Origin of the sequence: Levilactobacillus koreensis JCM 16448 (assembly GCF_001435525.1) — a bacterium.
In the GTDB taxonomy this organism is placed as follows: Bacteria; Bacillota; Bacilli; order Lactobacillales; family Lactobacillaceae; genus Levilactobacillus; species Levilactobacillus koreensis.
On sequence record NZ_AZDP01000070.1, the window covers coordinates 1 to 19,987 of the forward strand.

Genomic DNA, 19,987 nt, shown 5'->3' on the forward strand with positions numbered 1-19,987 from the left:
GACGCCATTCTTATTTTTAGTCTAAAATTCAATACGGTCAGTTATTGGGTGCTTACCAAAAAGGGTCTGGGATTTTATGTCCCGGACCCTTTTTGTGAAATTTTTAGATAAAAAAAAAGCTAGTTACGTAAGGACGCAACCAGCAGAATAGAAGTATGTGTACGGCTTCAACGGTGTTAATAATGGCTAAATGTCAATTAACTCCTCCAACGATTGAAGACCCGTGGCAGGCTCTCACCTGAATATGTAAGTTCATTATAACGTGGCGAGCCGGGTCTGTAAACCACAAAATTAAAGATTCGGTTAAACCAGCTGAGTTAGTAAAACGAGAAACGTCACTAATGCCGGCATTCCCTGGAGCCAAAAAATCTGCTTTTTTACGGTCAAACTGCCAAAAATTGCGACAATAATCACAAATAATAGAAGTAATGCCGTCATAACTAGTTGATTATGGCCGGTAAGAAATAGGGGCGTCAGACCGAGGGTGAGGCCGAGCATGCCGTTGTAGATCCCCATATTGGCGAGAGCGGCTTTCGCGGGGGCCTGTTTAACGAAACTCAGTGGCATGCTAAAGAGTTCGGCTTGCTTGGTAGATGTTCCCCAAATTTCGATACCCATGATGCCCAAATGCTCGATAGCGACGAAATAGGTTAAGATGATTAAAAGTATGTTCATGATAATTGCCTTCCCTTTATGAAATCTAGTATAGTAGAGTAAAGAATCGCTGGATAAGCGGTTGAGACTAGAAATGTTTCTTACTTTAAGCTAATTTTTAGTTTGGCGTGTAGAATAATTAAGTGAGGATATTTACGTCAGGGGAGCTTGGGTCATTCGCGGGGAGAATGGCGTCACAACAGACCTTATGAAATTTTGAATGGAGGAATTACCCATGAGACTCCTAGACTTAAGTGGACAACAATTCGGCAGACTGACGGTTATTCGTCGAGATGGGACCGCGAAAAACGGTAACGCCACGTGGCTGTGTAAATGTAGCTGTGGTAATTTAGTGACGGTCGACAGTTATCGGTTACGTCATGGCATTACGGTGAGCTGCGGTTGTTATCGTCGTGACATTAGTAAAGCCCGGTTAACCAAGGATCCACGGACCCGTAAACAGATTGGTAATGCAACCAATTTGCCATTGGTGAATGGCTCTAACGTTGCCGCACTTACAAAGATTAGCTCCCGCAACATTTCCGGAGTTATTGGCGTTAGTTTTGACAAGCGTTCCGGTAAGTGGGCAGCACGTCTATTCTACCATGGCCGCTACATTTTAAACCAGACATTTACAGAATTTTACGATGCGGTCGCTGCGCGTAAGGAAGCGGAGCAACAATTAGCAAAGAAAAATGATTTGAAGTTAAAGGCCTCGGCTGAAGGCTAAATTCAGCGGATTCACCAGCAAGTATAGAAGCCAAAGTGAGTCGGTCCTGTTGGGGGCCGACTTTTTTGGTGGTTAGATTTTTGTGCCATTGGTCCATAGTCCGAATCAATTGTGTTTTATCCCCGCTGTGCTATAGTCGAGCTGAAATTTAACGGTTACGTCGATAGCAAAAGAAGTTTGGAGAAGGGAATGGGGACCCGTGTTCAATCAAACGCGGCATCAAAAAGTCGTTTTAGTCGGGGATGGCGCTGTGGGGTCATCATATGCGTTGCTGATGTTGCAGCAGCCAGTCATGGATGAGCTGGTCATCGTGGATATTGCTGAGGAACACTGTGTCGGGGATAGCTTGGATTTAGAGGACACACAGCTGTGGTCGACGCCGAAGACGGTCCGGTCCGGAACGTATGCGGATGCCAGTGATGCCGACCTCGTCGTGATTACGGCGGGAGTTCCGCGAAAACCGGGCGAGACGCGGTTGGACCTGGTCAATAAGAATCTGAAAATTTTACGGTCGATCGTCACGCCCATCGTGGCCAGCGGCTTTGCCGGTATCTTTCTGGTTGCGGCCAACCCGGTCGATATTTTAACTGCCGCTACTCAACGGCTCTCAGGCTTCCCGCCGGCCAGAGTGATTGGGTCGGGAACGTCACTTGATACGGCGCGCTTTAAAGTGGGGTTGGCTAAGCGACTCCAGGTGGCCCCACAGCAATTGGAGGTCAACATCGTTGGTGAACACGGTGACACCGAGTTTGCCGCGCTCCATGCCGCGACGTTAGGTGGCCGGCCGCTTTTAGATGTGATTCAGCAGCAGGGTATCACGAACCAAGAGTTGATCGACATCGAGGCCGCCGCTCGGACCAAGGGGGGCAAGATCATCGGCCTGAAAGGCGCCACTTTCTACGGCGTGGCCACGTGTTTGGCCCGCATCAGCCGAGCCGTCTTGGCAAATGAGAATGCCGTCTTGCCGGTCGGTGCCTACCTTGATGGGCAGTATCATCAGCACGGCCTGTACCTAGGAACGCCAGCCGTGATCAACGCAAACGGCATCGACCATATTTTAGAGTTGTCGTTGAGTCCCGAGGAACAGGAGAAAATGGCCCATTCCGCGGGAGCCGTCCAGTCGGTGTTGACGGCAGCGTTTGCGAGTTGAAGTTAAATTGGGGAAGCAGGGTTGCGGCTCTGCTTTTTTGCTACAGCGGGGACCGTTTTTACGAAAACGGGTGACTGGTTAATTAACTCAGCGGGGAAACCTAATTTTTGGCAACCGGTTCCGCCAGCCCCATGAGGAAGGAACGCTGTAGGATTAGCGACAGGAGAGGTCGAATGCCCAGTTGGGTTTTCGGTCGAACGCGATTAGTGGCTGATTTTGGCATAGGAGCGTAAGGGGGAAGTCTCATGGAATCATTAGCGAATATCAAGTATCGCAAATTCTTTTGGCCGCTACTGGTGGGTCTCGTTATCTGGTTAGCGGTACCGTTCAAGCCGGCCAGCGTTTCACTGGCGGCTTGGCATATTTTAGCAATCTTTGTGGCGACAATCATTGGCTGCATCACGCAACCACTGCCGATTGCCGGGGTGGCCTTGGTCGGGTTTACGACGACCGTCCTACTGGGGGTAGTCCCCATGGATACGGCCGTTGAGGGCTTTGGTAACAAGACGGTGTGGCTGATTGTCATGGCCTATTGTCTGTCGCGGGGCTTTATCAAGACCGGATTTGGCCGTCGAGTGGCACTGATCTTCGTTCGTCTATTTGGTAAGAAGACGTTGGGGTTGGCCTATTCCCTGATGGGTGTTGACTTACTGACGGCCGCGGCCACGCCCAGCAACACGGCGCGGGCTGGTGGAATCGTTTATCCCATCATTGACTCGTTGGCGTCGACGTTCGGGTCAACCCCGAAGGACGGCACGGAGCGTAAGATTGGGTCCTTTCTGACGTTTACCGAATTTCAGGCCAACGTGATTACCTCGGGGATGTTCATGACGGCCATGGCACCGAACCTGTTGGCGGTGTCGCTGGCAAAGGCGGATCACGTGACGCTGACCTGGATGGGCTGGTTCTTGGCGGGCATCGTTCCTGGAGCCATTAGTCTGGTCGTTGTGCCATTTTTGATTTATAAAATGTATCCACCGGAGATTAAGGATACGCCGAACGCTAAGCCGTGGGCCGAAGCGGAGTTGGCGAAAATGGGACCGATGAGCCGCGCCGAAAAAATCATGTGTGCGGTCTTTGCCTTGGCGCTAGTGCTCTGGATTGCCTCCAGCTTTATCGGCATGGACGCCGCGTTGGTCGCGTTTTTGGCAGTAGCCATTCTGGTGATCTGCGGCGTGCTGACGGTCGATGACATCTTGAACGAAAAGGGCGCTTGGAGCACGTTGATCTGGTTTTCCATTTTAATTTTCATGGCGACCGAGTTAAACAAGCTGGGCTTTATTCCGTGGCTGTCCAAGACGCTTGGTGGTAGCTTACACGGCATCAACTGGGTGTTTGTGTTGGCAATTCTGTTGCTCTTTTACTTCTACTCACACTATCTGTTTGCGAGCGGGACCGCCCACGTAAGCGCGATGTACGCGGCGCTACTGGGTGTGGCGATTTCGGCGGGCGTGCCACCGACCTTAGCGGCAATGCTGCTAGCAACCTGTGGGGCGCTCTTTAGCTCGACCACGCACTATGCCAGCGGTCCAGCAACGATCTTATTCGGGACCGGCTACGTCAAACAAAACGACTGGTGGCGGATGAACGCGATTCTCGGTGTCTTCTACATTGTGGTTTGGTTCGGCATTGGGTCACTGTGGCTAAAGGTGATTGGCATGTGGTAGATTTGGAATGGGGAGTTGTGGCGAAGGCCATGGCTCTCTTTTTTGACGGTATGCGTTGGCTTCCGACTGTCTCACGCTAACTTCAAATCTCATGCGGCTGGACAATGTAAAATTTCTTAGCGCGGTAATTTAATCTAACTTTTGACCCTTTAGTTGACGACACACCATCGCAATGGTTATGCTGAATCTAAGATTGAATTTGAGAGGAAGACTGTCATGAAATACCGTCAGGAAGCAGATACGTTAGGTACGGTCAATGTACCAGAGAATGCCCTTTGGGGACCACAAACAGAACGAAGTCGCCACAATTTTACAACGGGACCGCTGATGCCGTTGCCAGCGATTCGGGCATTGCTCCAGCTTAAGCGCGCCGCCGCAGTCGCCAATCGCGATTTGGGTGAGCTACAGGAGTCCAAGGCCCAATTGATTATTCGAGCGGCGGATGATTTACTAGCGCTGTCAGACAATCAGTTGCGACCGGATTTTCCGTTGCACGTGTACCAAACGGGGTCGGGAACCCAGACGAACATGAACGTCAACGAAGTCATCGCCCACCAAACGGTGAAGTACGACCCGACCAGCGGTATTCTGCCTAACGATGATGTCAACCATGGGCAAAGCTCCAACGACACATTTCCCACGGCGATGGCGGTCACGTCACGAATGGCGGTCATTGACCTGGAAGCCAGTGTCCAGAAACTAATTGATGAACTAAAGGTTAAGCAACGAGATTACTGGCAAGTGGTCAAAATCGGCCGGACCCATTTGCAGGACGCCACGCCCTTAACGTTTGGCCAAGAAGTTAGCGGCTGGGTCAGCATGTTAGAGCATGACTTGACCTACCTGCAGACGTTGGCGGACACACTGTTGGAGCTCCCAATCGGCGGCACGGCCGTTGGCACGGGATTGAACGCGGCGCCGGGGTTTGATGTGGCGGTAGCCGAGCAACTGAGTCAGGCGTACGGCCAACGTTTCACGGCGCGGACAAATAAGTTCTTCGGTTTGGCAGCACATTCCGGACTGAACGTGGTCCACGGTGCCATCAAGACGTTGGCGAGTGACCTGCTGAAGATTGCCAATGATATTCGTTTTCTGGCAAGTGGTCCGCGGGCCGGATATAATGAATTGAATATTCCGGCGAACGAGCCGGGTTCATCGATCATGCCGGGCAAGGTCAATCCGACCCAGGCGGAGGCCTTAACCATGGCGGCAACGCGGGTCATGGGCAACGACGTGACGATTACGGTCGCGGCGTCGCAGGGGAATTTCGAAATGAACGTGTACAAGCCAGTCTTGCTGGAAACCTTCCTTGAATCCGCGGACTTACTGCAGGGCACGATTGATGGGTTCACGACAAAATTGGTGCATGGCTTGACGGTCAATGCCGAACACATGCAGGCTCTGGTCGACAACTCGTTGATGACGGTCACGGCGTTGTCGCCGCACATCGGCTATCACGCCAGCGCGGAAATTGCTCAGGCAGCAGAGAAGAATGGAACGACATTACGGGCGGCGGCGTTGAAGTCGGGCCAGGTCACGGCCGAACAATTTGATGCGTGGGTCGATCCGCTGGCGATGGCGAACTTGAATCGGGAAGAGAAATAGGTATGGTGTTCTAGCAGAAATCAGGCTGTTCTTGGCGCACGAACAAGAAAGAAACCAGTGATGATGTACAGACATTTTCTAGCTTTAGCCCGTTTCGATGACGTGGCGTTTGCCTATCGTGTGGCGAGTCAAGATAGCGATGATATCATGAACGCGTGGCGTGACATGAGTAAATTGAGTAAGCAGAAGCACGTCCCGGGATACGATTACGGTGGGCACGTCTTATCGACGGCTGCCATGAGCTTTGAGTCGATTCAGGAGATGGACCCGTACTTTTCGGATGTCCATGAGATAACCGATTTGAATGAGTTCCTGGATGGGGTCGTCGATCCGTCACTAGTGATAGCTAAATTGAAATAGTTTTCGTCAGGAAGCCTGGTAACGCGTAGGGCTTCCTTTTTTGACGCAAAATTTCCGAATAGATTCCCAGCCGGCTGGGTTTCCCTTATACTGGAGGCTATCGGTCTACGCGATCAATCAAAAAAATTAAAATTAAACCGTTACTTTTTACAAAGTCGTTCGTTACATAGGTGTAAGGGGAGGAGGTTGACATGCGATTACAACGTTACGAAAAGTTAATGGCACAAATGGCGGTGGAGCTTCAACGCTATTTGGTCAGCCGGGGCGCCAAACACGAGGTTGCGGAGGACATCGTGCAAGACGTTTTCGTTAAATTATTGGAAATGGAATTAGTTTTACCGCCGGATAAATTACGGCCATACATGTACCGGGTCGCTTGGTCAACTTACCTGGACTATTACCGGCGAACCCAACGCTATCAAGATTTAGTCGAGAAATATCTGGGGCCAGCGACCGAAACACCAAGGCAGCAATCAGATCCCGGCATTGAGCAGGCCATGGCGCGTTTGTCACGGAAGGAACAGCACTTATTAGTCTTGCGTTATGAGCAGAACTTGTCGATTGCCCAGGTGGCCGAACAGCTCAAAATTAGGCCGTCCGCGGTTAAGATGCGACTTCATCGCGTGCATAAGAAGTTAGAGAGAATCATGGTGAGGAGTGAACAAGGATGAATGATGAGAAAAAGTTTCGGCAATTGGCGATGCGGGTCAAAGTGGTCCGGTGGCTGATCACTATCGGCATTGTCATTGTTGTCTTACTGGTGGGCGCCATTGGGGGCTACTGGTTGACACAGAAAAAGGCCGGTCAGGAATCTCGCCGAGAGGACCGCTTCATTGAACAGGTCTCAACGGTGATGTCACCCAACATTGCGGTGAGCGACCGTTACTTGGCTGACACCAATTTCATGGGGGGCAAGGTCACCAGTCATCGCTATAAGGATATCGAGGGGTATCGCGAGGCCTGGTCGCCAATCGTGCAGCCTTATTCTTGGACTTGGCTGGGGAATCAGTCGGGCGATACCTTGAATAGTACGGATACCACCAACCATGCCGCTTATGACCGATTGACGCAGCATAAGATCCCGCTATTTTACAATCCTAAAGTGAAGCATCCCGATGTTCAGCGCGCAGCTGATATTAACCGGGTGGCCAGGACTAGGGGCGCGGTGGCTGAAGTCGCCGTTTCCTTTGCTCACCCCCTGACCTACACGCAGATTCAGCAGCGCTTGCCGAAGAACCTTCATGCCGTTTGGTACTGGATTGGCGTGGGCCCCAAGGCGGATGCCACGTTTATGGACAATAACTTTTTAGGCGTGCAGGCCGATTCTCAGGGGCACATGGTGGCGACGAAGGATGAGAACTATTATCGCAGTTTCCGCCAAACGCTAAAGCAGTTGGATGTTGGCTATGGTTATAACAATTTCAATATTGGTGAGTATGCGCATAAATACGCTAAGCAATACCCGACTCTAAAGACGGCGAAATTTGCCGGCGTCATTGTGACGGGGGACAGCGAAAACTTTAAACCGTTGGCCAACGCTGACTGGATCTACGCCAGTTCGGCAGGGTTCTTCCAGCAACGGACGGCGATTAAATAGAGAGTGCGATAAAAGGCGGTTAGTCAATGAGCATTAACGTCGCTAGACGAATAATCCCGGTCATGGATGGTTTGTCTAGTGGGGGAAGCGGAGTTGACTGCCTGTTGTCGCACGTTGCGACTGTTTATGTTCGGCGCGCAAAAAGGGCCTGAGACAGAAATCCCAGGCCCTTTGATATCTAAAAAATCCTATAAAACGATGTAGTAGCTAGGTGCCCAGTAAGCTTGACTGAAGACACCGATGCCGTCATTTTCATTCTGTGCGGCAACGTATGAGCCGTTACCTAAGGAGATGGCGTCATGGTAAGGGGCCGTTTCCGAACCCCAGAAGAGGATGGCGCCAGCTGGGGCGTTGGCGACGTCGTAGTGGTGTGTGCCAAGTTGTGTCTGTTGGTAAGTGGTGCGGGCACTGAGTCCTAAGGCGTACTGGACCAATCCGGAGCAGTCGAAGCCCGCGGTGGTATTACCACCGTAAACGTAGGGCGTTCCGCTATTGGCGATGGCTAAGGCGGTTGTGACCCCATTGCCACCAGCCACTGTAGTTGATTGGCTAGCCGTGTTGGCAGTAGTCGTTGCGTTCGTTTGATGATGGTAGGCCGTTTGGGTGGCTGCCGTGTTCGTCGAACGATTGGTTGTGGTGGCCGTCGAGCTGACCTGGGCGGTTGATTGCGTGCTAGTCGACCCGGTTGACATATGTGCGGAAGCCGTAGTGGCGCCGGATAGGAAGAGGGCAGCGGCCCCGAATGTACTGATAAAAATTTTAGTTGTGGTCTTGATAATGTTCACTCCAATGATTAAGTATTTGGTAGTCTGAGATGATGACTACAACAACTAGTTTAGGGGAGAGACGTTGCGGCGCCGTTTCAGCCAAGTAAAGACTGGACGACAATTTGATGACCATTAGATGTTACGGCGACTGAATAGCTTGTAGTCTGACATATTTGGTAAAGGGGTTGGTCTCTTAGTTAGGCAACCGCGGGAATCGACTATCGACCAGAGCTTTTGAAGAGCTGTTCATGCTAAGTTGTGAGTAGGGTAAACAAAAAGCGAGGCTGCATCACAACCTCGCTTGAATCTGATGCTCAGCTACTTCTGGTAGCCATTTTTTGGTAACTAATGAGTTAGGGGATTTCGCTTCAAGTCAAGGTGGAAGCGGAGAATAATCAACAGGTTGAAGCCAACCGTCATCAGTAGCATGGTTACCCAAGCGCTGGGGAGGCTAACGTTGGTGGAAATGGCCGAGCGCAGGACTTGAATCAGGTAGGTCATCGGCAGCCATGGATTGAGGGCTTGGGCAAAACCGCTGACAAGGGGGAGTGGGTATAGGCCGCCAGAACTTGCCAGTTGCATGACCAAGACGATGGAGATGAGCCAGGTGCCAAAGCCGCCGAGCAGCAAACGGAGGCAGAAGATAAGTGACAGGAAGAGTAGGGAACCAATCAAAATGGCGGCAAACAGGCGAGAATTGGAACGTGTGGTGAGCGCGTTGGCCTGGTGCAAGGTGAGATAGAGTAGCCCGCTCTGCAAAAGGGCAACACCGGCAATAATCATAGCTTTACTGCCCCACCAAGTGAACGCGGAGTGGGGAGCGCTATAAGTGCGGCGGCCGTCGTACATGGTCCCTAACGCGATGCCACCAACATAGATTCCGATGGCGATGGCAAATGGCGCCATACCGGTACCATTGTTTGGAACGCTGGCGATGTCGTGGGTGGCCGCAACAACGGGGGTGGCCAGGACACTAGCGGTAGCCGGACGAGTAGCAATAGTGGCTAAACGCAGGCTACCGCTGGATAAGGACTGACTCAACGTTTGACTGCCCGTTTGGACTTGCGTTAAGCCGGTCTTCGTAGCGGTGAGGCCAGAGGTCAACGCGGAACTCTTCAACGGCGCCGTTGCTGTCAGCAGTTTTTGATTGCCGGCTAAGAGCTGTTGGGTGCCAGTTGCCAGCTGGGTACTGCCACTGGCCGCGCGGGTCATGCCAGCGGTAGCACCACTTAGTGCGGACAAGAGGATCTTGGTCTCAAGCTGAGTCACGGTATGGCTGACCTTATTGGTGATGGCGGTACTAGCACCGGTCGTCATTTTAGAGACGATGTAGTTAGCGCCGGAATTCAGGTCATAGTGGAGCGTCATTTGCTGGGGCGCAGTTGTGAGGAGCGTCGTGGCGTTGTGAGAAAAGTTGTGGGGAATGGTGACGACCAGGTAAAGCTTGCCAGCCTTTAGCCGGTGGTGGGCCGTCTGGGCACTTAGGTGACGGAAGTCTAGTGAGGAGGAGTTCTCGAGGTTGTGGGTGAGCTGTTGACCAATGGCAACGCGCTGACCGTGAATAGTGACGGCACGGTCGTGATTGACAATGGCCACGGGAATGTCGTCGGTTTGACCGTACGTGTTCCACATTGAGGAGAGATACAGGTAGCAGTAGATTGCCGGGATAATGGCAATCATGAGGAGGACCACGAGCATCATCTTGTGCTGACTTAAAAATTTTAATTCACTTTTGAACATTGGAAATCGCCCCTTTGAAATAAACATAGTGTTGATTGAACGGTTACAGAATAGCAGGACGATTTTGATGTGACAATCAACAATTTAAGGGGTCATGGTGAGTTGAACGATGGGGGTTTCGACCGCCATATGGGGGAGCCGGTCTTGTGAGTAGTCGGCAACCAATCAACAAAATTGGCGGGATTGATGATTGGCAACGCTGAAAAAAAGTTTTAAACTGATTTTAAAATCGACAGACTGTTGAGGAGATGGGCGGACATGGAAACAAATTTAAAGATGGTTGATACGGAGCGGAAGATTCAGCATGCCTTTATCAAACTAGTGATGCAGGAAGGTTTTGACCACTTGACGGTTCAGCAGTTAAGCCAGACGGCCCAAATTAATCGAGGGACGTTTTACCTGCATTATTTAGATAAGTTTGATTTGTTAACGCACTATGAGAATGACCTGGTCACGGCGATTCAGCTTATTTTTCAACGTTACCCTAAGCCCAATGTGGAGGGTGACAGTGAAAAGAATGCTTTTCAGCAGATGTTCAAATACCTTTATCGTCAGCGGCAACTAGTCGTGGCGTTGATCAATAGTCCGGCCTCGCAATTGGTGTCGCGGATTAAGCCGGTCATTGCGGACGTCATCGGTCAGCCACTATCGAGTACGGCGATTCCCCCGGAGTTTGCCCAAGAGATCGTGACGCAGGGTATCTGGGATTTTGTGTGCTTCTGGCTCACCCAAAGTCCGGTTAAACAGCCACAGACGGCCTACGAAATTTTTACGACCAGTCGCCAATTATCGCCACAGCAGTTACTGCAGGGGAAATAGGTGTCTGACAAAAAGAGTGCGACGAAGGGGGGAGTCGGTGAATAGTAACGTTGATCGACGAATAATTCCGGCTTGGATTGTTTGTCGATCGGGGGGCAGTGGAGTTGACGGCCGTTCGTCATAGATATTTGGAGCATAAAGAAGGGCCTGAGATTGTCCCAGCCCCCTTCAAAAGAATTTAGTTGACCTTAACTCTATTCAACCCCGTGTGCGAAACTATATTTTTGGCTAGAAATTGGCTAGAAACACACCCATTCTAACAAGATATCTGATGCCACAAAAAAACCACATTCGCGAAGGAATGCGGTTTTTCTCGTCATAGGTTTTAAACGTACTGGCATTTATGGAGCTGGCGGGGATCGAACCGTTATTTGTAATGTTGCTATTGTAACGCGGTTTAATAGGGTTCTAAGCCATTTTTAAAATTCAGTAAATGCCATATTGAATGCCATCCGGTCAATTTTGACCATTTTTCAGGCAATATTGTGGTTGTTAGGATTCCATGAATTGGGTTAGTTTATCGGTCGTATTTTGTCGTTGCTGGTCTGAGACGTGAGCATAAACATTCATGACGGTATCAACATCGGTATCGCCTAAACGGTCTTGTACCTCTTTGATGGATGCACCAGCTTCTAAAAGAATGGTAGCGTGGGTGTGACGGAGCTTGTGGATCGTGATGTTGGGTAACTCTGGTTTATCATCAACGATAGCATGCAGCCACTTGCCCGGTGTGTTTAAGGATTTCATCCCGTTTTTAGAGTTGGCAAAGACTAATTGCTCCGGCTGCATGGTATTGTAACCTAGCATGAGGTAGACCCGTTGTTGCCGAACCCGCCACTTTTTCAGGTACTCTACTGTGTCATGATCTAAGATAATTGTGCGGCGGCCAGAGCTAGTCTTAGGTGGTTGAACAATCTGTTTGCCGCCGGTACCTTGCGTGATGGTTTTATTAACATGCAGCGTACCTTGCTTGAAGTTAATATCATGCCAAGTCAGGGCCAAGCACTCGCCACGCCGAATGCCAGTGTAAGCCAATACCCGGAATAACGTGTACTTTTCAATTTCTTCCACGGGATCAATGAAGCTAAAGAAGTGGAGAAGTTGTTCTTTTGTCCAGAACTTGTTAGCATCTCGTTGCCAACCATCGCGGCGTTGGGGCATGGTAACCATCTCAGCCGGGTTCTTAGTAATATATCCTTGCTTTAAAGCATACTTGAAGACCTTGTTAGCAAAGTTGTACCAGCGCTTGTAGTTGACCTTAACTTCTTTGAACCACTGGTTAAGCGCCCGCTGCACGTCTGATAGCGTGATGGTTCTAATACGCTTCTTACCAAAAGCTGGTAGAATATGATTATCGAATATCTTAGGAACCCGAACGGTCGTACTCTCGCGGACGGTGTTCGTGTATGAGGCATACCATTCCTGATAGACTTGCTCAAACAGAATATTGTTATCTTTTTTATCGAAGCTACCTTTACTGATTTCTAGTTCTAACCTAGAAGCGGCAAGGGTGGCTTCTTTTTGCGTTTTAAAGCCCCGGCGTGAGGTTTTACGTGCCTTGCCAGTCTGTGGATTGATTCCCACGTAAAGCTGAAATTGGTAACGTTTTTGGCCGTTGCGGTCAGTGTATTGTTTGATGCTTGCCATAGTGCTCTATTCCTTTCATACCAGCGGTGGTAGGTATGTAGGAGTGTGAGTATCAATCTGTAGAATACTTTTCGTCTAGGCTATCCAAAAAACTCTCTTGAATTAAATCGTGGGCGTTCCACAGATAGTTGCCTACAGCATCGTCTGAATAAATAGAGACTATAGGCATCTTAAAAATGATTTTGGAAAAAGATATTTTAGAATTTTTAACTGCTGGGGATTCTAAAACAGAAAGAGTAATATCTCGTGCTAATAACTCATACTCTTGTTGACCAATGCTTAGAATTCCTGCGAGGAAGTCCGTTGTCTGAGACTCCATATTATCCCACTCACCGGTTAGATCAAGCAGCAAGAAATCACTACCTGTGTATATCGTTCCTTTGAGTGGAAGTGTTGTAGATTCATTGTTGGCATCATGAAAGAATACTTTAAGGTCGCTACCAAAGTCATCATTGGAAAGGGGATGAGATATTTCACTTGTGACAGTGTACTTATCTGAAATAGCAACAAGTAATAACTCATCGAACGAGGACAGTCTAAAGAAACTCATTAATTTTTCAATTGTTTCGAATTTTACCATTTTAGATTCATTATTTGCTAACTGAGTCAATGGACGTCTACCTACTTTGATTCGTTCCGAGAGTTCATTAATGCTTATATTATGGCTTTCTAGTAGTTGTTTCAGCCTAGTAACAATCAAAAATAACACCTCCTATTGTCTGTACACAATAGTGTACAACAGTATGTAGTATTTGACAATGGTTAAAAAGGGTGATAGATTAATTATGTTGAGCAGTAAAGTGTACTAATTTAGTCACTATTGTACTGGAGCGGAGATGGAATTTATGGTAAATAACTTTTCAACATTGTTAGGTTCAAGATTGTTAAAGATTGATGATGTATATAAAGCAACCGGAATTAGTCGGACAACTCTTACTGAACTTTATTATCGCAGAAAGGCCAACGTTGAATTAAGAACGTTGAAAAAGATTTGTGATTACTTGCAGGTTTCCTTATCTGAACTAATCGAGTACACGCCAAAATAGTTGGCCAAGGAGGCCTAATGAATGAACGACCTAGTGTTTTTATCATCCCCGCGGGTGGATGCAGAGGCATTTACCACTGCTGATACAATCGCGGATTATGCAGGAATCACACATCATTCAATCAATGTCACGGTGAACAAAAATGTGGAACGGTTGAAGCGGGCTAACCGTGGAGAGCTGTTATTTAAAATGACACCTTTGATTAGTGGTCAAAAAGCTAAGACCTTTTTACTCAATCAGCAGCAAGCAACGTTACTTATAACCTTCCTAAAGAATACGCCGCGAGTAGCTGACTTCAAAGAAGAATTAGTGCGCCAATTCTATGCTATGCAGCGTGAGTTAGTCGAACGCCGTGCCCGCTTTGAACTAGGCAAAGAGTTCTCAAAAGGATTAGGCACTGCCGTTGCTGAAAGTCAGATTGACCAACACGGCCATGAGTTCTCTAACTTCAATCGGTTAGTGTACCGGCAGGCGTTGGGTGTGGATTCCACTAAGCTACGTAAGGTACGGTCTATCCCGCGTGATGAACCTATCACGCACTACCTAACCAGTGAAGAAGCAGAAGCCGTGCGCCTGGTTAAGCAGCGGGTAATAACGTTCTTAGGTGCGGGGATGGACTACCAGCAGATTAAGAATGTGCTGAATATTAAGGGGGTGATTTTACAAGTTACATTGAAGCTGCCAACAACAGCAAAATGAGGGGGCCTAGACCGTGGATGAACAGGCGTTGCGGGTCATGTTACCGCCTGAGTATGATGAACAACTTAAGAAACAGGTCATGGCAACAATTGAAGCGGCTATCAAAGAAGCTAGGCGACAAACTGCCATAGATAGCCCGTGGTTGCCATCTAAACAGGCCATTGCAAAGTGGCTGAAAGTATCACCGGGAACACTAACCATATTGATTAACAACGGCCTTCCAATTCATTTTCTTCCTGAGGTGGATAAAGTGGTTGGTTATAAGCGAGAAATTACTGAGTGGATGTTGCAATTGTAGACAAAACCAGCGGTGGTAGGCATTTAGTAGTTGGAGCTTGAAAGAAGGTGAGTGGATCATGTTATTTAATCTATTGTTAGATGGCTTCTTTGGCAGTTATGGTTTAGGTGTGGCAACCGGCATGGTGGCTAGGAGGTTTAAGTAACCAAGCCCTAATCTAGGGTTTAGTTCAGATTGGAGAATACACAATGAAAATCAGAGCATACAAAAAGCACGTATCTCAACTTTGGCGAGCTGATACGTGCAGTTATTTCAAGCACTTGTATGCTTTTTTCATTGCCTATTCTAATTGATTTTAAGAAATGAGGCAATGTTTATGGACAGAAATGAGTTAAATGGTGCAGGACTAACGGCCATTTTAGATGAGTTACAGCAAGGACGGATTACGACTGGCAAGGCACAAGCGAATAATAGTGCTGCTATTGCATTGTGTGAGCTGGTTCAGCCTACCCTAGAGAAAAAGTCACAAGGCGAGAATTACTTTAGGCTTAGCGCCAGTGAGCTTAGAAGCAAGTTAGATGATCGCGACCTAATTATTTATCAAGCAGCACAGATTATTATGCTGCTGTCAGATAAGGCGATGGACTTGGATAGTTGGTTAGGGACTGTTAATGACGTGTTAAAAAATTCAGTAGCTTATCTAACTGGTAAGAAAGGGGAGGCCGGCAGCCATGAACAATCAGTCTAAGCATCTATCGCAGGTCTTACATGAGGCTGAGGTGAATTTGAACGGTACCCTAATCCAGTTGGACTATTTACAGGAGCTTATGGACAGAATTAATCTGACTCAAAAGCAAAGAGATTCAATTGCAGGGCAGATACATCGGCTTAAAGTCAATAATTCCAGTGTTAGGGACTCACTAACAATCATCCCCAATGTTGGCCATACGGATTAGAGGTGGCCATCGTGGATAGAAAAGAGTATGCACTGGCATTAGCCAAGCAAGGATTCAAGCTATTCCCACTGATTGCCAACAGTAAGAAACCACCTAGGGGGATGGACGGTTACAAGTCAGCGACAAGCGATTTACAGGCCGTTTCAGGCTGGTTTGAGGCAGAGCCGACTACTAACATTGGCTTGCGTTTAGATACGTCTAACCTACTAGTTGTGGACGTTGACCGACACCAGAACGGCCATGATGGGGTAGCTAGTCTTGCTGAGTTGAAGCAGGGTGGCCATAAGTTGCCAACTGATACTTACATTGAACAGACGCCGGGGAATGGACTACATTTCTTTTTCGCGGTACCTAGTAAGCATCCCCATCGAGAGGTTAATTGGCGTCCCGGTGTGGATGTGCTGACTGATTTTGTGGTGATTGCCCCTAGTATAATCGAGAAACGTTCTTACCATCCGGTAGGCGGTCAGCAATTGGTGCAAGCAAAGGTGGCTCCTGACTGGCTACTCAATGACTTGTTCAAAGAGAATGTGAACGTGTCACGAGAGAACGCCTCAATAACTAAGAAGACGTGGGCTGGTCGTTGGTTAGATGATTTAGTGCAAGGTACAGCAGCGGGTAACCGCAATGTGTTCTTAACGTCACTGGTTGGGAAAATATTCAAAACGGGTTGCCAAACAACAACGGCTTATGAGCTGTTACAATTTGCCAATGATCACTTAGAAGTGCCTTTACCGGACAAAGAGGTTAATCAAATATTCTACTCAATCATAAAGCGATTGTGAGGTGATAGCGTGGAAATGGATGCAGAAACTAAGCGGCTAGCGGCCGAACGCGATAAACGGATTGCTGAGGCTGATAGTGCCAGTGATTGGACGGATGATTTACGCCGAACGACCAACGGTGGCATCAAACTAAGCTCGCTTCATAACATCATATTGTATTTAAAAAACGATCCTAACTTAAAGGGACTACTGGCATTTGATGAGTTTTCGGAACAGATTTCAATACTCAAAGACAACCCGGTGACTCATCAAAAGGCAGGTATGTGGAAAGATGATGACAATTCAATTATTCGCGTATATCTGGATGAAAAATATAATGTGCTCTTTACTACAGATAATTTGCAGGATGCCATTGCAGCGGTTGCTAGGGAACACTCTTCTAATCCTATTAAAGAAAGAATAGAGAAGGTTAAATGGGATGGGAAACCACGAGCTGAAAGGTTCTTTACTGATTACCTTGGAGCTGAGGACAATCACTATACCCGAATGGTTACTCGTAAGTGGTTATCCGGTGCAGTGGCGCGCGTTTATCATCCCGGGTGTAAGTTTGAAATCATTCCTATTCTTGAAGGCCCTCAGGGATTAGGTAAAAGTACAGTTGTAGGTTTACTAGCTCCTGACTACGTTAATAGTTCGCTAGACACAATGGGAAAAACTAAAGACGACTTGCAGAAGCTAACAGGTAGCTGGATTGTTGAAATTGCTGAGTTATCAGCAATGAAGAAAACAGACGTGGAGGCCCTAAAGAACTTTACCAGCATTTTGTCTGATAACTATCGAAATAGTTACGGTCATTTTGCTACGTTTCATCCCCGTAAGAACGTATTTATCGGGACAACTAATCAGCATGACTACTTGAAAGATGCAACGGGAGAACGTCGTTTCTATCCAATCCGGTGTGGTATTAATCGTGCTGTAAAAAGTCCGTGGCAGCCGGTTCAGGGAGACATTTTTCAGATATTAGCTGAGGTTAAAACGTGGGTAGATGCCGGTGAAAAACTATATCTTGATCAACGAACTATTGATGAGGCCAAGTCTTATCAGCATGAAGCACAAGTAGTTGACCCGTTGAAGGACGCAATAGAAGAATATCTAGCTATGCCGGTTCCTTCAAATTGGGATGAGTTGACGTTTAGCCTTAAGCACAGTTACTTTGAACATTATGTAGATGGTGATAACTCCAAGGACAGTCAGCCAGAGTGGTTGGGTGTTCATCTCAGTGATAAGAAAGAAGCAATGGCACAAACCAGTATAAGGGAAATATTGGCAGTCGTTTTCAACAAGCAAGCGGATAGCTATTTGTCAGGCCGTATCAGTGGAGAAACGAAAAAGATAAAACTCATCATGGATAATGAGCCTGACTGGCAGTATCAGCGTATTAGAAGTCAGGGCCATCAAATTAGAGGGTATATAAATACTCTATAGATATTAAGTGTCACAAGTGGTTAAGCGTCACAATCTCTTATATGGCAGCATTCCTTAGAAATAATAAGTGTCACATAAGCGTCACAAAGTGTCACAAGGTAGGAATGGCTGTGACGCTTAATGACAGTAAAGTGACACTTTAAAATAGCTGTAAACGTTGATCTAATAGTATTTGTGACACTGTGACGTCTGTGACACTTAATTTGATTGAAAAAGAATAAATAGAAGTGACAGTGAATTGATACCTGATTCAGAGTGAGAAAGTGAGTGACTAAAAATGAAACCAAGTATGATCGAGCAAGATGTATTAAATGCCATCCCCGTTGGTGGAGAAAGCCCGGCCAGTACGGATGATATTGGCAAGCTAACTGGTTTAACCATTCGGGCCGTACGGGAGTCTATCAGTAATCTGGTCAACGTACACGGTGTCCCTATCGTGGCGCTACGGTCAGGCCAGCATAAGGGAATATTTATTGCTACTAACGAGGATGAACGGCAGATTGGTATCACCGGCTATGAACATCAGATTAATAGTATGAATATCCGGCTAACGGCCATTCAGAATGCCGACCTAGTTAACTGGAAGGCTAACTTAAAGCCAGTCATTGAACCAGTAAATGGGGATGGGGGCGCTGAAAGTGTCAGCTAAGACTAAGCAACGTGAAGAAAAAGAGTTGGCATGTATGTTTAAGCACCAGCAACGGGTGGCTCGTAAGGTAGATTCCTTAGAACAAGCAGCCGACCGTTTGATTGCTGAGGCCAACACCGGCCGTTATCCCCGGTTATGGGTAACGATGAGGGTTAAGCAAGTTAGATACCAGATAAAGCGAGTACGGTGGCATCAAGTTAAAAATAGCGACCGAATTAAGCGTTTTGCTGAAAAGCATCCCCAATACATGGACGAACAGGGATGGGACATGCTAGTAGGCATGATTAGTGACAAGCCATTCCGGTGATGTGCACAATTTTACGCATATCTTTTGTAGAAACTGATAACAGAGATTGCGTACGAAATTGCGTATTGCGTTAGTACGCTATCCATACGGAATGTTTAAGTGAGGTGATTGTGTGAAGCAAGGCTATCAATACACGTCAAAAGGACTTACTAGGCTTCTAGGTAGCCATCGAGTAGACCGCTGCAAGGACGCAAATTGCGCTGTATGTAAGGCCGCCAAGGCGTATGCCAGTCATTTATACCGGCAAGAAGATAAACGCAATCAGGAGCGATTACAGCAACAGCATTGGGACATGTATAGACTGTCGCTGTCGGGCTGGTCAGTTCGGAAAATTGCATTTGAGATGGATTTAGATGATGCCGAAGTTGAAGCCTATCTCAAACAGATTAAACAGCATCCTAGTAGACGGCCACAGCAACCCCATCCCCGAAAGCATCGAGCGGTTACGCCGGGGATGCCAGTAACTAAGCGAAAGCAGGCAGAACTAGCTAAACTGATTAATCAGGGATTGAGTAGACAGGCGATTGCGAACCGCCAGCACAAGAGTATTCAGGCCGTGAGCCAGTTCTTAAACTATCACAGTGCACTACCGGCTGTGAGAGAACGCAACGTAACAATCCATATCGTGAGCTATGGCAAGGACCAGCACCGGTACTTTGACAGCAGAGGCAACGAGTATCAATTAAAAAAAGTGAACGGAGGCAATATGTAATGAAGATCGTTTACCCAAGTTTAGTAGAAGATGCCTATAACATTGCAGCACAAGAGGGAACAATTATTCCGGGCAAAGAGAACGACGTTAAGGCACAGATTTATCGAATCATGGTGCAAAAAGGGATGCTAAACGAGGATGGCAGTCCAACTCAAAAGGCCATTGATAAAGGATTTGTTGCTAGCTTTAGTCAGAATGAGCATGGTGAGTACGAGCCGGACACTGTGGCCGGACTAAAAAGAATGTACCCCATGTATGAGGGATACAGTGATGATCACTTTATTCAGACTGAGAATGGATGGGCAGCCGACAGTTATGTAATTCGAGGAGTTGCCAATCAGGTATTAGGTGACCCGGATAGTACCGAAAGTCAGCGACAGACCGCGTATGCTATGTTGCGACAGCTAGAAAAATATCCAAAATAAAAAGGCCGC

General features: G+C 47.8%; 23 protein-coding genes. 18 read left to right on the plus strand and 5 right to left on the minus strand.

Features of this window, described 5'->3' with window-relative positions; translation table 11 throughout:
• Nucleotides 1-303: 303 nt before the first annotated feature.
• A complete protein-coding gene (locus tag FC99_RS05850; RefSeq protein WP_048732274.1) occupies nucleotides 304-675 on the minus strand; it encodes a DUF1304 domain-containing protein in 372 nt (123 codons plus the stop codon).
• A 214-nt stretch (nucleotides 676-889) separates the two neighbouring features.
• Between FC99_RS05850 and FC99_RS05855 the strand changes: the two genes are divergently transcribed.
• The 7 genes from FC99_RS05855 to FC99_RS05885 all read left to right on the plus strand — a co-directional run bounded on the left by FC99_RS05855 (nucleotide 890) and on the right by FC99_RS05885 (nucleotide 7,763).
• Nucleotides 890-1,384: an alcohol dehydrogenase gene (locus FC99_RS05855; RefSeq protein ID WP_048732273.1), complete on the plus strand. Its 495-nt coding sequence runs from the start codon at nucleotides 890-892 to the stop codon at nucleotides 1,382-1,384.
• A 199-nt stretch (nucleotides 1,385-1,583) separates the two neighbouring features.
• A complete protein-coding gene (locus tag FC99_RS05860; RefSeq protein ID WP_048732271.1) occupies nucleotides 1,584-2,534 on the plus strand; it encodes an L-lactate dehydrogenase in 951 nt (316 codons plus the stop codon).
• A gap of 245 nt (nucleotides 2,535-2,779) precedes the next feature.
• A complete protein-coding gene (locus FC99_RS05865; protein ID WP_048732270.1) occupies nucleotides 2,780-4,201 on the plus strand; it encodes an anion permease in 1,422 nt (473 codons plus the stop codon).
• A gap of 216 nt (nucleotides 4,202-4,417) precedes the next feature.
• Nucleotides 4,418-5,806, plus strand: a complete 1,389-nt coding sequence (locus FC99_RS05870) for a class II fumarate hydratase (RefSeq protein WP_048732269.1) — start codon at nucleotides 4,418-4,420, stop codon at nucleotides 5,804-5,806.
• Nucleotides 5,807-5,866: 60 nt separating this feature from the next.
• Nucleotides 5,867-6,166: a hypothetical protein gene (locus FC99_RS05875; RefSeq protein ID WP_048732267.1), complete on the plus strand. Its 300-nt coding sequence runs from the start codon at nucleotides 5,867-5,869 to the stop codon at nucleotides 6,164-6,166.
• A 191-nt stretch (nucleotides 6,167-6,357) separates the two neighbouring features.
• A complete protein-coding gene (locus FC99_RS05880) occupies nucleotides 6,358-6,837 on the plus strand; it encodes an RNA polymerase sigma factor (RefSeq protein WP_048732265.1) in 480 nt (159 codons plus the stop codon).
• A complete protein-coding gene (locus FC99_RS05885; RefSeq protein ID WP_048732264.1) occupies nucleotides 6,834-7,763 on the plus strand; it encodes an anti sigma factor C-terminal domain-containing protein in 930 nt (309 codons plus the stop codon). Before FC99_RS05880 ends, FC99_RS05885 begins: the two co-directional genes overlap by 4 nt.
• A gap of 188 nt (nucleotides 7,764-7,951) precedes the next feature.
• Here FC99_RS05885 and FC99_RS14355 read toward each other — a convergent pair whose 3' ends face one another.
• Nucleotides 7,952-8,548 (minus strand): C40 family peptidase, encoded by a 597-nt coding sequence (locus tag FC99_RS14355; RefSeq protein WP_268872113.1) that lies wholly within the window; start codon nucleotides 8,546-8,548, stop codon nucleotides 7,952-7,954.
• Nucleotides 8,549-8,875: 327 nt separating this feature from the next.
• A complete protein-coding gene (locus FC99_RS05895) occupies nucleotides 8,876-10,270 on the minus strand; it encodes a YhgE/Pip family protein (RefSeq protein WP_048732262.1) in 1,395 nt (464 codons plus the stop codon).
• Nucleotides 10,271-10,528: 258 nt separating this feature from the next.
• On the opposite strand from FC99_RS05895, the gene FC99_RS05900 reads away from it, so the two are divergent.
• On the plus strand, nucleotides 10,529-11,089 hold the full coding sequence (locus tag FC99_RS05900; RefSeq protein ID WP_048732260.1) for a TetR/AcrR family transcriptional regulator: 561 nt from the start codon (nucleotides 10,529-10,531) through the stop codon (nucleotides 11,087-11,089).
• A 492-nt stretch (nucleotides 11,090-11,581) separates the two neighbouring features.
• On the opposite strand, the gene FC99_RS05905 is transcribed toward FC99_RS05900, so the two are convergent.
• Together FC99_RS05905 and FC99_RS05910 are read right to left on the minus strand one after the other, a co-directional pair.
• A complete protein-coding gene (locus tag FC99_RS05905; protein WP_048732258.1) occupies nucleotides 11,582-12,736 on the minus strand; it encodes a site-specific integrase in 1,155 nt (384 codons plus the stop codon).
• A 52-nt stretch (nucleotides 12,737-12,788) separates the two neighbouring features.
• Nucleotides 12,789-13,436 (minus strand): helix-turn-helix domain-containing protein, encoded by a 648-nt coding sequence (locus FC99_RS05910; protein WP_048732256.1) that lies wholly within the window; start codon nucleotides 13,434-13,436, stop codon nucleotides 12,789-12,791.
• Between the two features lie 145 nt (nucleotides 13,437-13,581).
• On the opposite strand from FC99_RS05910, the gene FC99_RS13605 reads away from it, so the two are divergent.
• The 10 genes from FC99_RS13605 to FC99_RS05960 all read left to right on the plus strand — a co-directional run bounded on the left by FC99_RS13605 (nucleotide 13,582) and on the right by FC99_RS05960 (nucleotide 19,978).
• The gene (locus tag FC99_RS13605) at nucleotides 13,582-13,782 is read left to right on the plus strand and encodes a helix-turn-helix domain-containing protein (protein WP_082153169.1); all 201 of its coding nucleotides are present in this window, start codon (nucleotides 13,582-13,584) and stop codon (nucleotides 13,780-13,782) included.
• A gap of 21 nt (nucleotides 13,783-13,803) precedes the next feature.
• Nucleotides 13,804-14,481: a Rha family transcriptional regulator gene (locus FC99_RS05915; RefSeq protein WP_048732255.1), complete on the plus strand. Its 678-nt coding sequence runs from the start codon at nucleotides 13,804-13,806 to the stop codon at nucleotides 14,479-14,481.
• 13 nt (nucleotides 14,482-14,494) lie between these two features.
• Nucleotides 14,495-14,779, plus strand: a complete 285-nt coding sequence (locus tag FC99_RS05920; protein WP_048732253.1) for a hypothetical protein — start codon at nucleotides 14,495-14,497, stop codon at nucleotides 14,777-14,779.
• Between the two features lie 316 nt (nucleotides 14,780-15,095).
• Entirely contained in the window at nucleotides 15,096-15,467 is a 372-nt protein-coding gene (locus FC99_RS05925; RefSeq protein WP_048732251.1) for a hypothetical protein, read from the plus strand.
• Nucleotides 15,468-15,686: 219 nt separating this feature from the next.
• Nucleotides 15,687-16,460, plus strand: a complete 774-nt coding sequence (locus FC99_RS05935; protein ID WP_082153168.1) for a bifunctional DNA primase/polymerase — start codon at nucleotides 15,687-15,689, stop codon at nucleotides 16,458-16,460.
• A gap of 15 nt (nucleotides 16,461-16,475) precedes the next feature.
• Nucleotides 16,476-17,885 (plus strand): virulence-associated E family protein, encoded by a 1,410-nt coding sequence (locus FC99_RS05940; RefSeq protein ID WP_048736240.1) that lies wholly within the window; start codon nucleotides 16,476-16,478, stop codon nucleotides 17,883-17,885.
• Between the two features lie 277 nt (nucleotides 17,886-18,162).
• A complete protein-coding gene (locus FC99_RS05945; RefSeq protein ID WP_048732247.1) occupies nucleotides 18,163-18,534 on the plus strand; it encodes a hypothetical protein in 372 nt (123 codons plus the stop codon).
• Entirely contained in the window at nucleotides 18,524-18,841 is a 318-nt protein-coding gene (locus FC99_RS05950) for a hypothetical protein (RefSeq protein WP_048732245.1), read from the plus strand. The genes FC99_RS05945 and FC99_RS05950 overlap by 11 nt, the downstream gene beginning before the upstream one ends.
• A 112-nt stretch (nucleotides 18,842-18,953) precedes the next feature.
• Nucleotides 18,954-19,553, plus strand: coding sequence for a hypothetical protein (locus FC99_RS13940; protein WP_048732244.1), 600 nt, complete (start codon nucleotides 18,954-18,956; stop codon nucleotides 19,551-19,553).
• Nucleotides 19,553-19,978: a hypothetical protein gene (locus FC99_RS05960; protein ID WP_048732242.1), complete on the plus strand. Its 426-nt coding sequence runs from the start codon at nucleotides 19,553-19,555 to the stop codon at nucleotides 19,976-19,978. Before FC99_RS13940 ends, FC99_RS05960 begins: the two co-directional genes overlap by 1 nt.
• Nucleotides 19,979-19,987 lie beyond the last annotated feature (9 nt).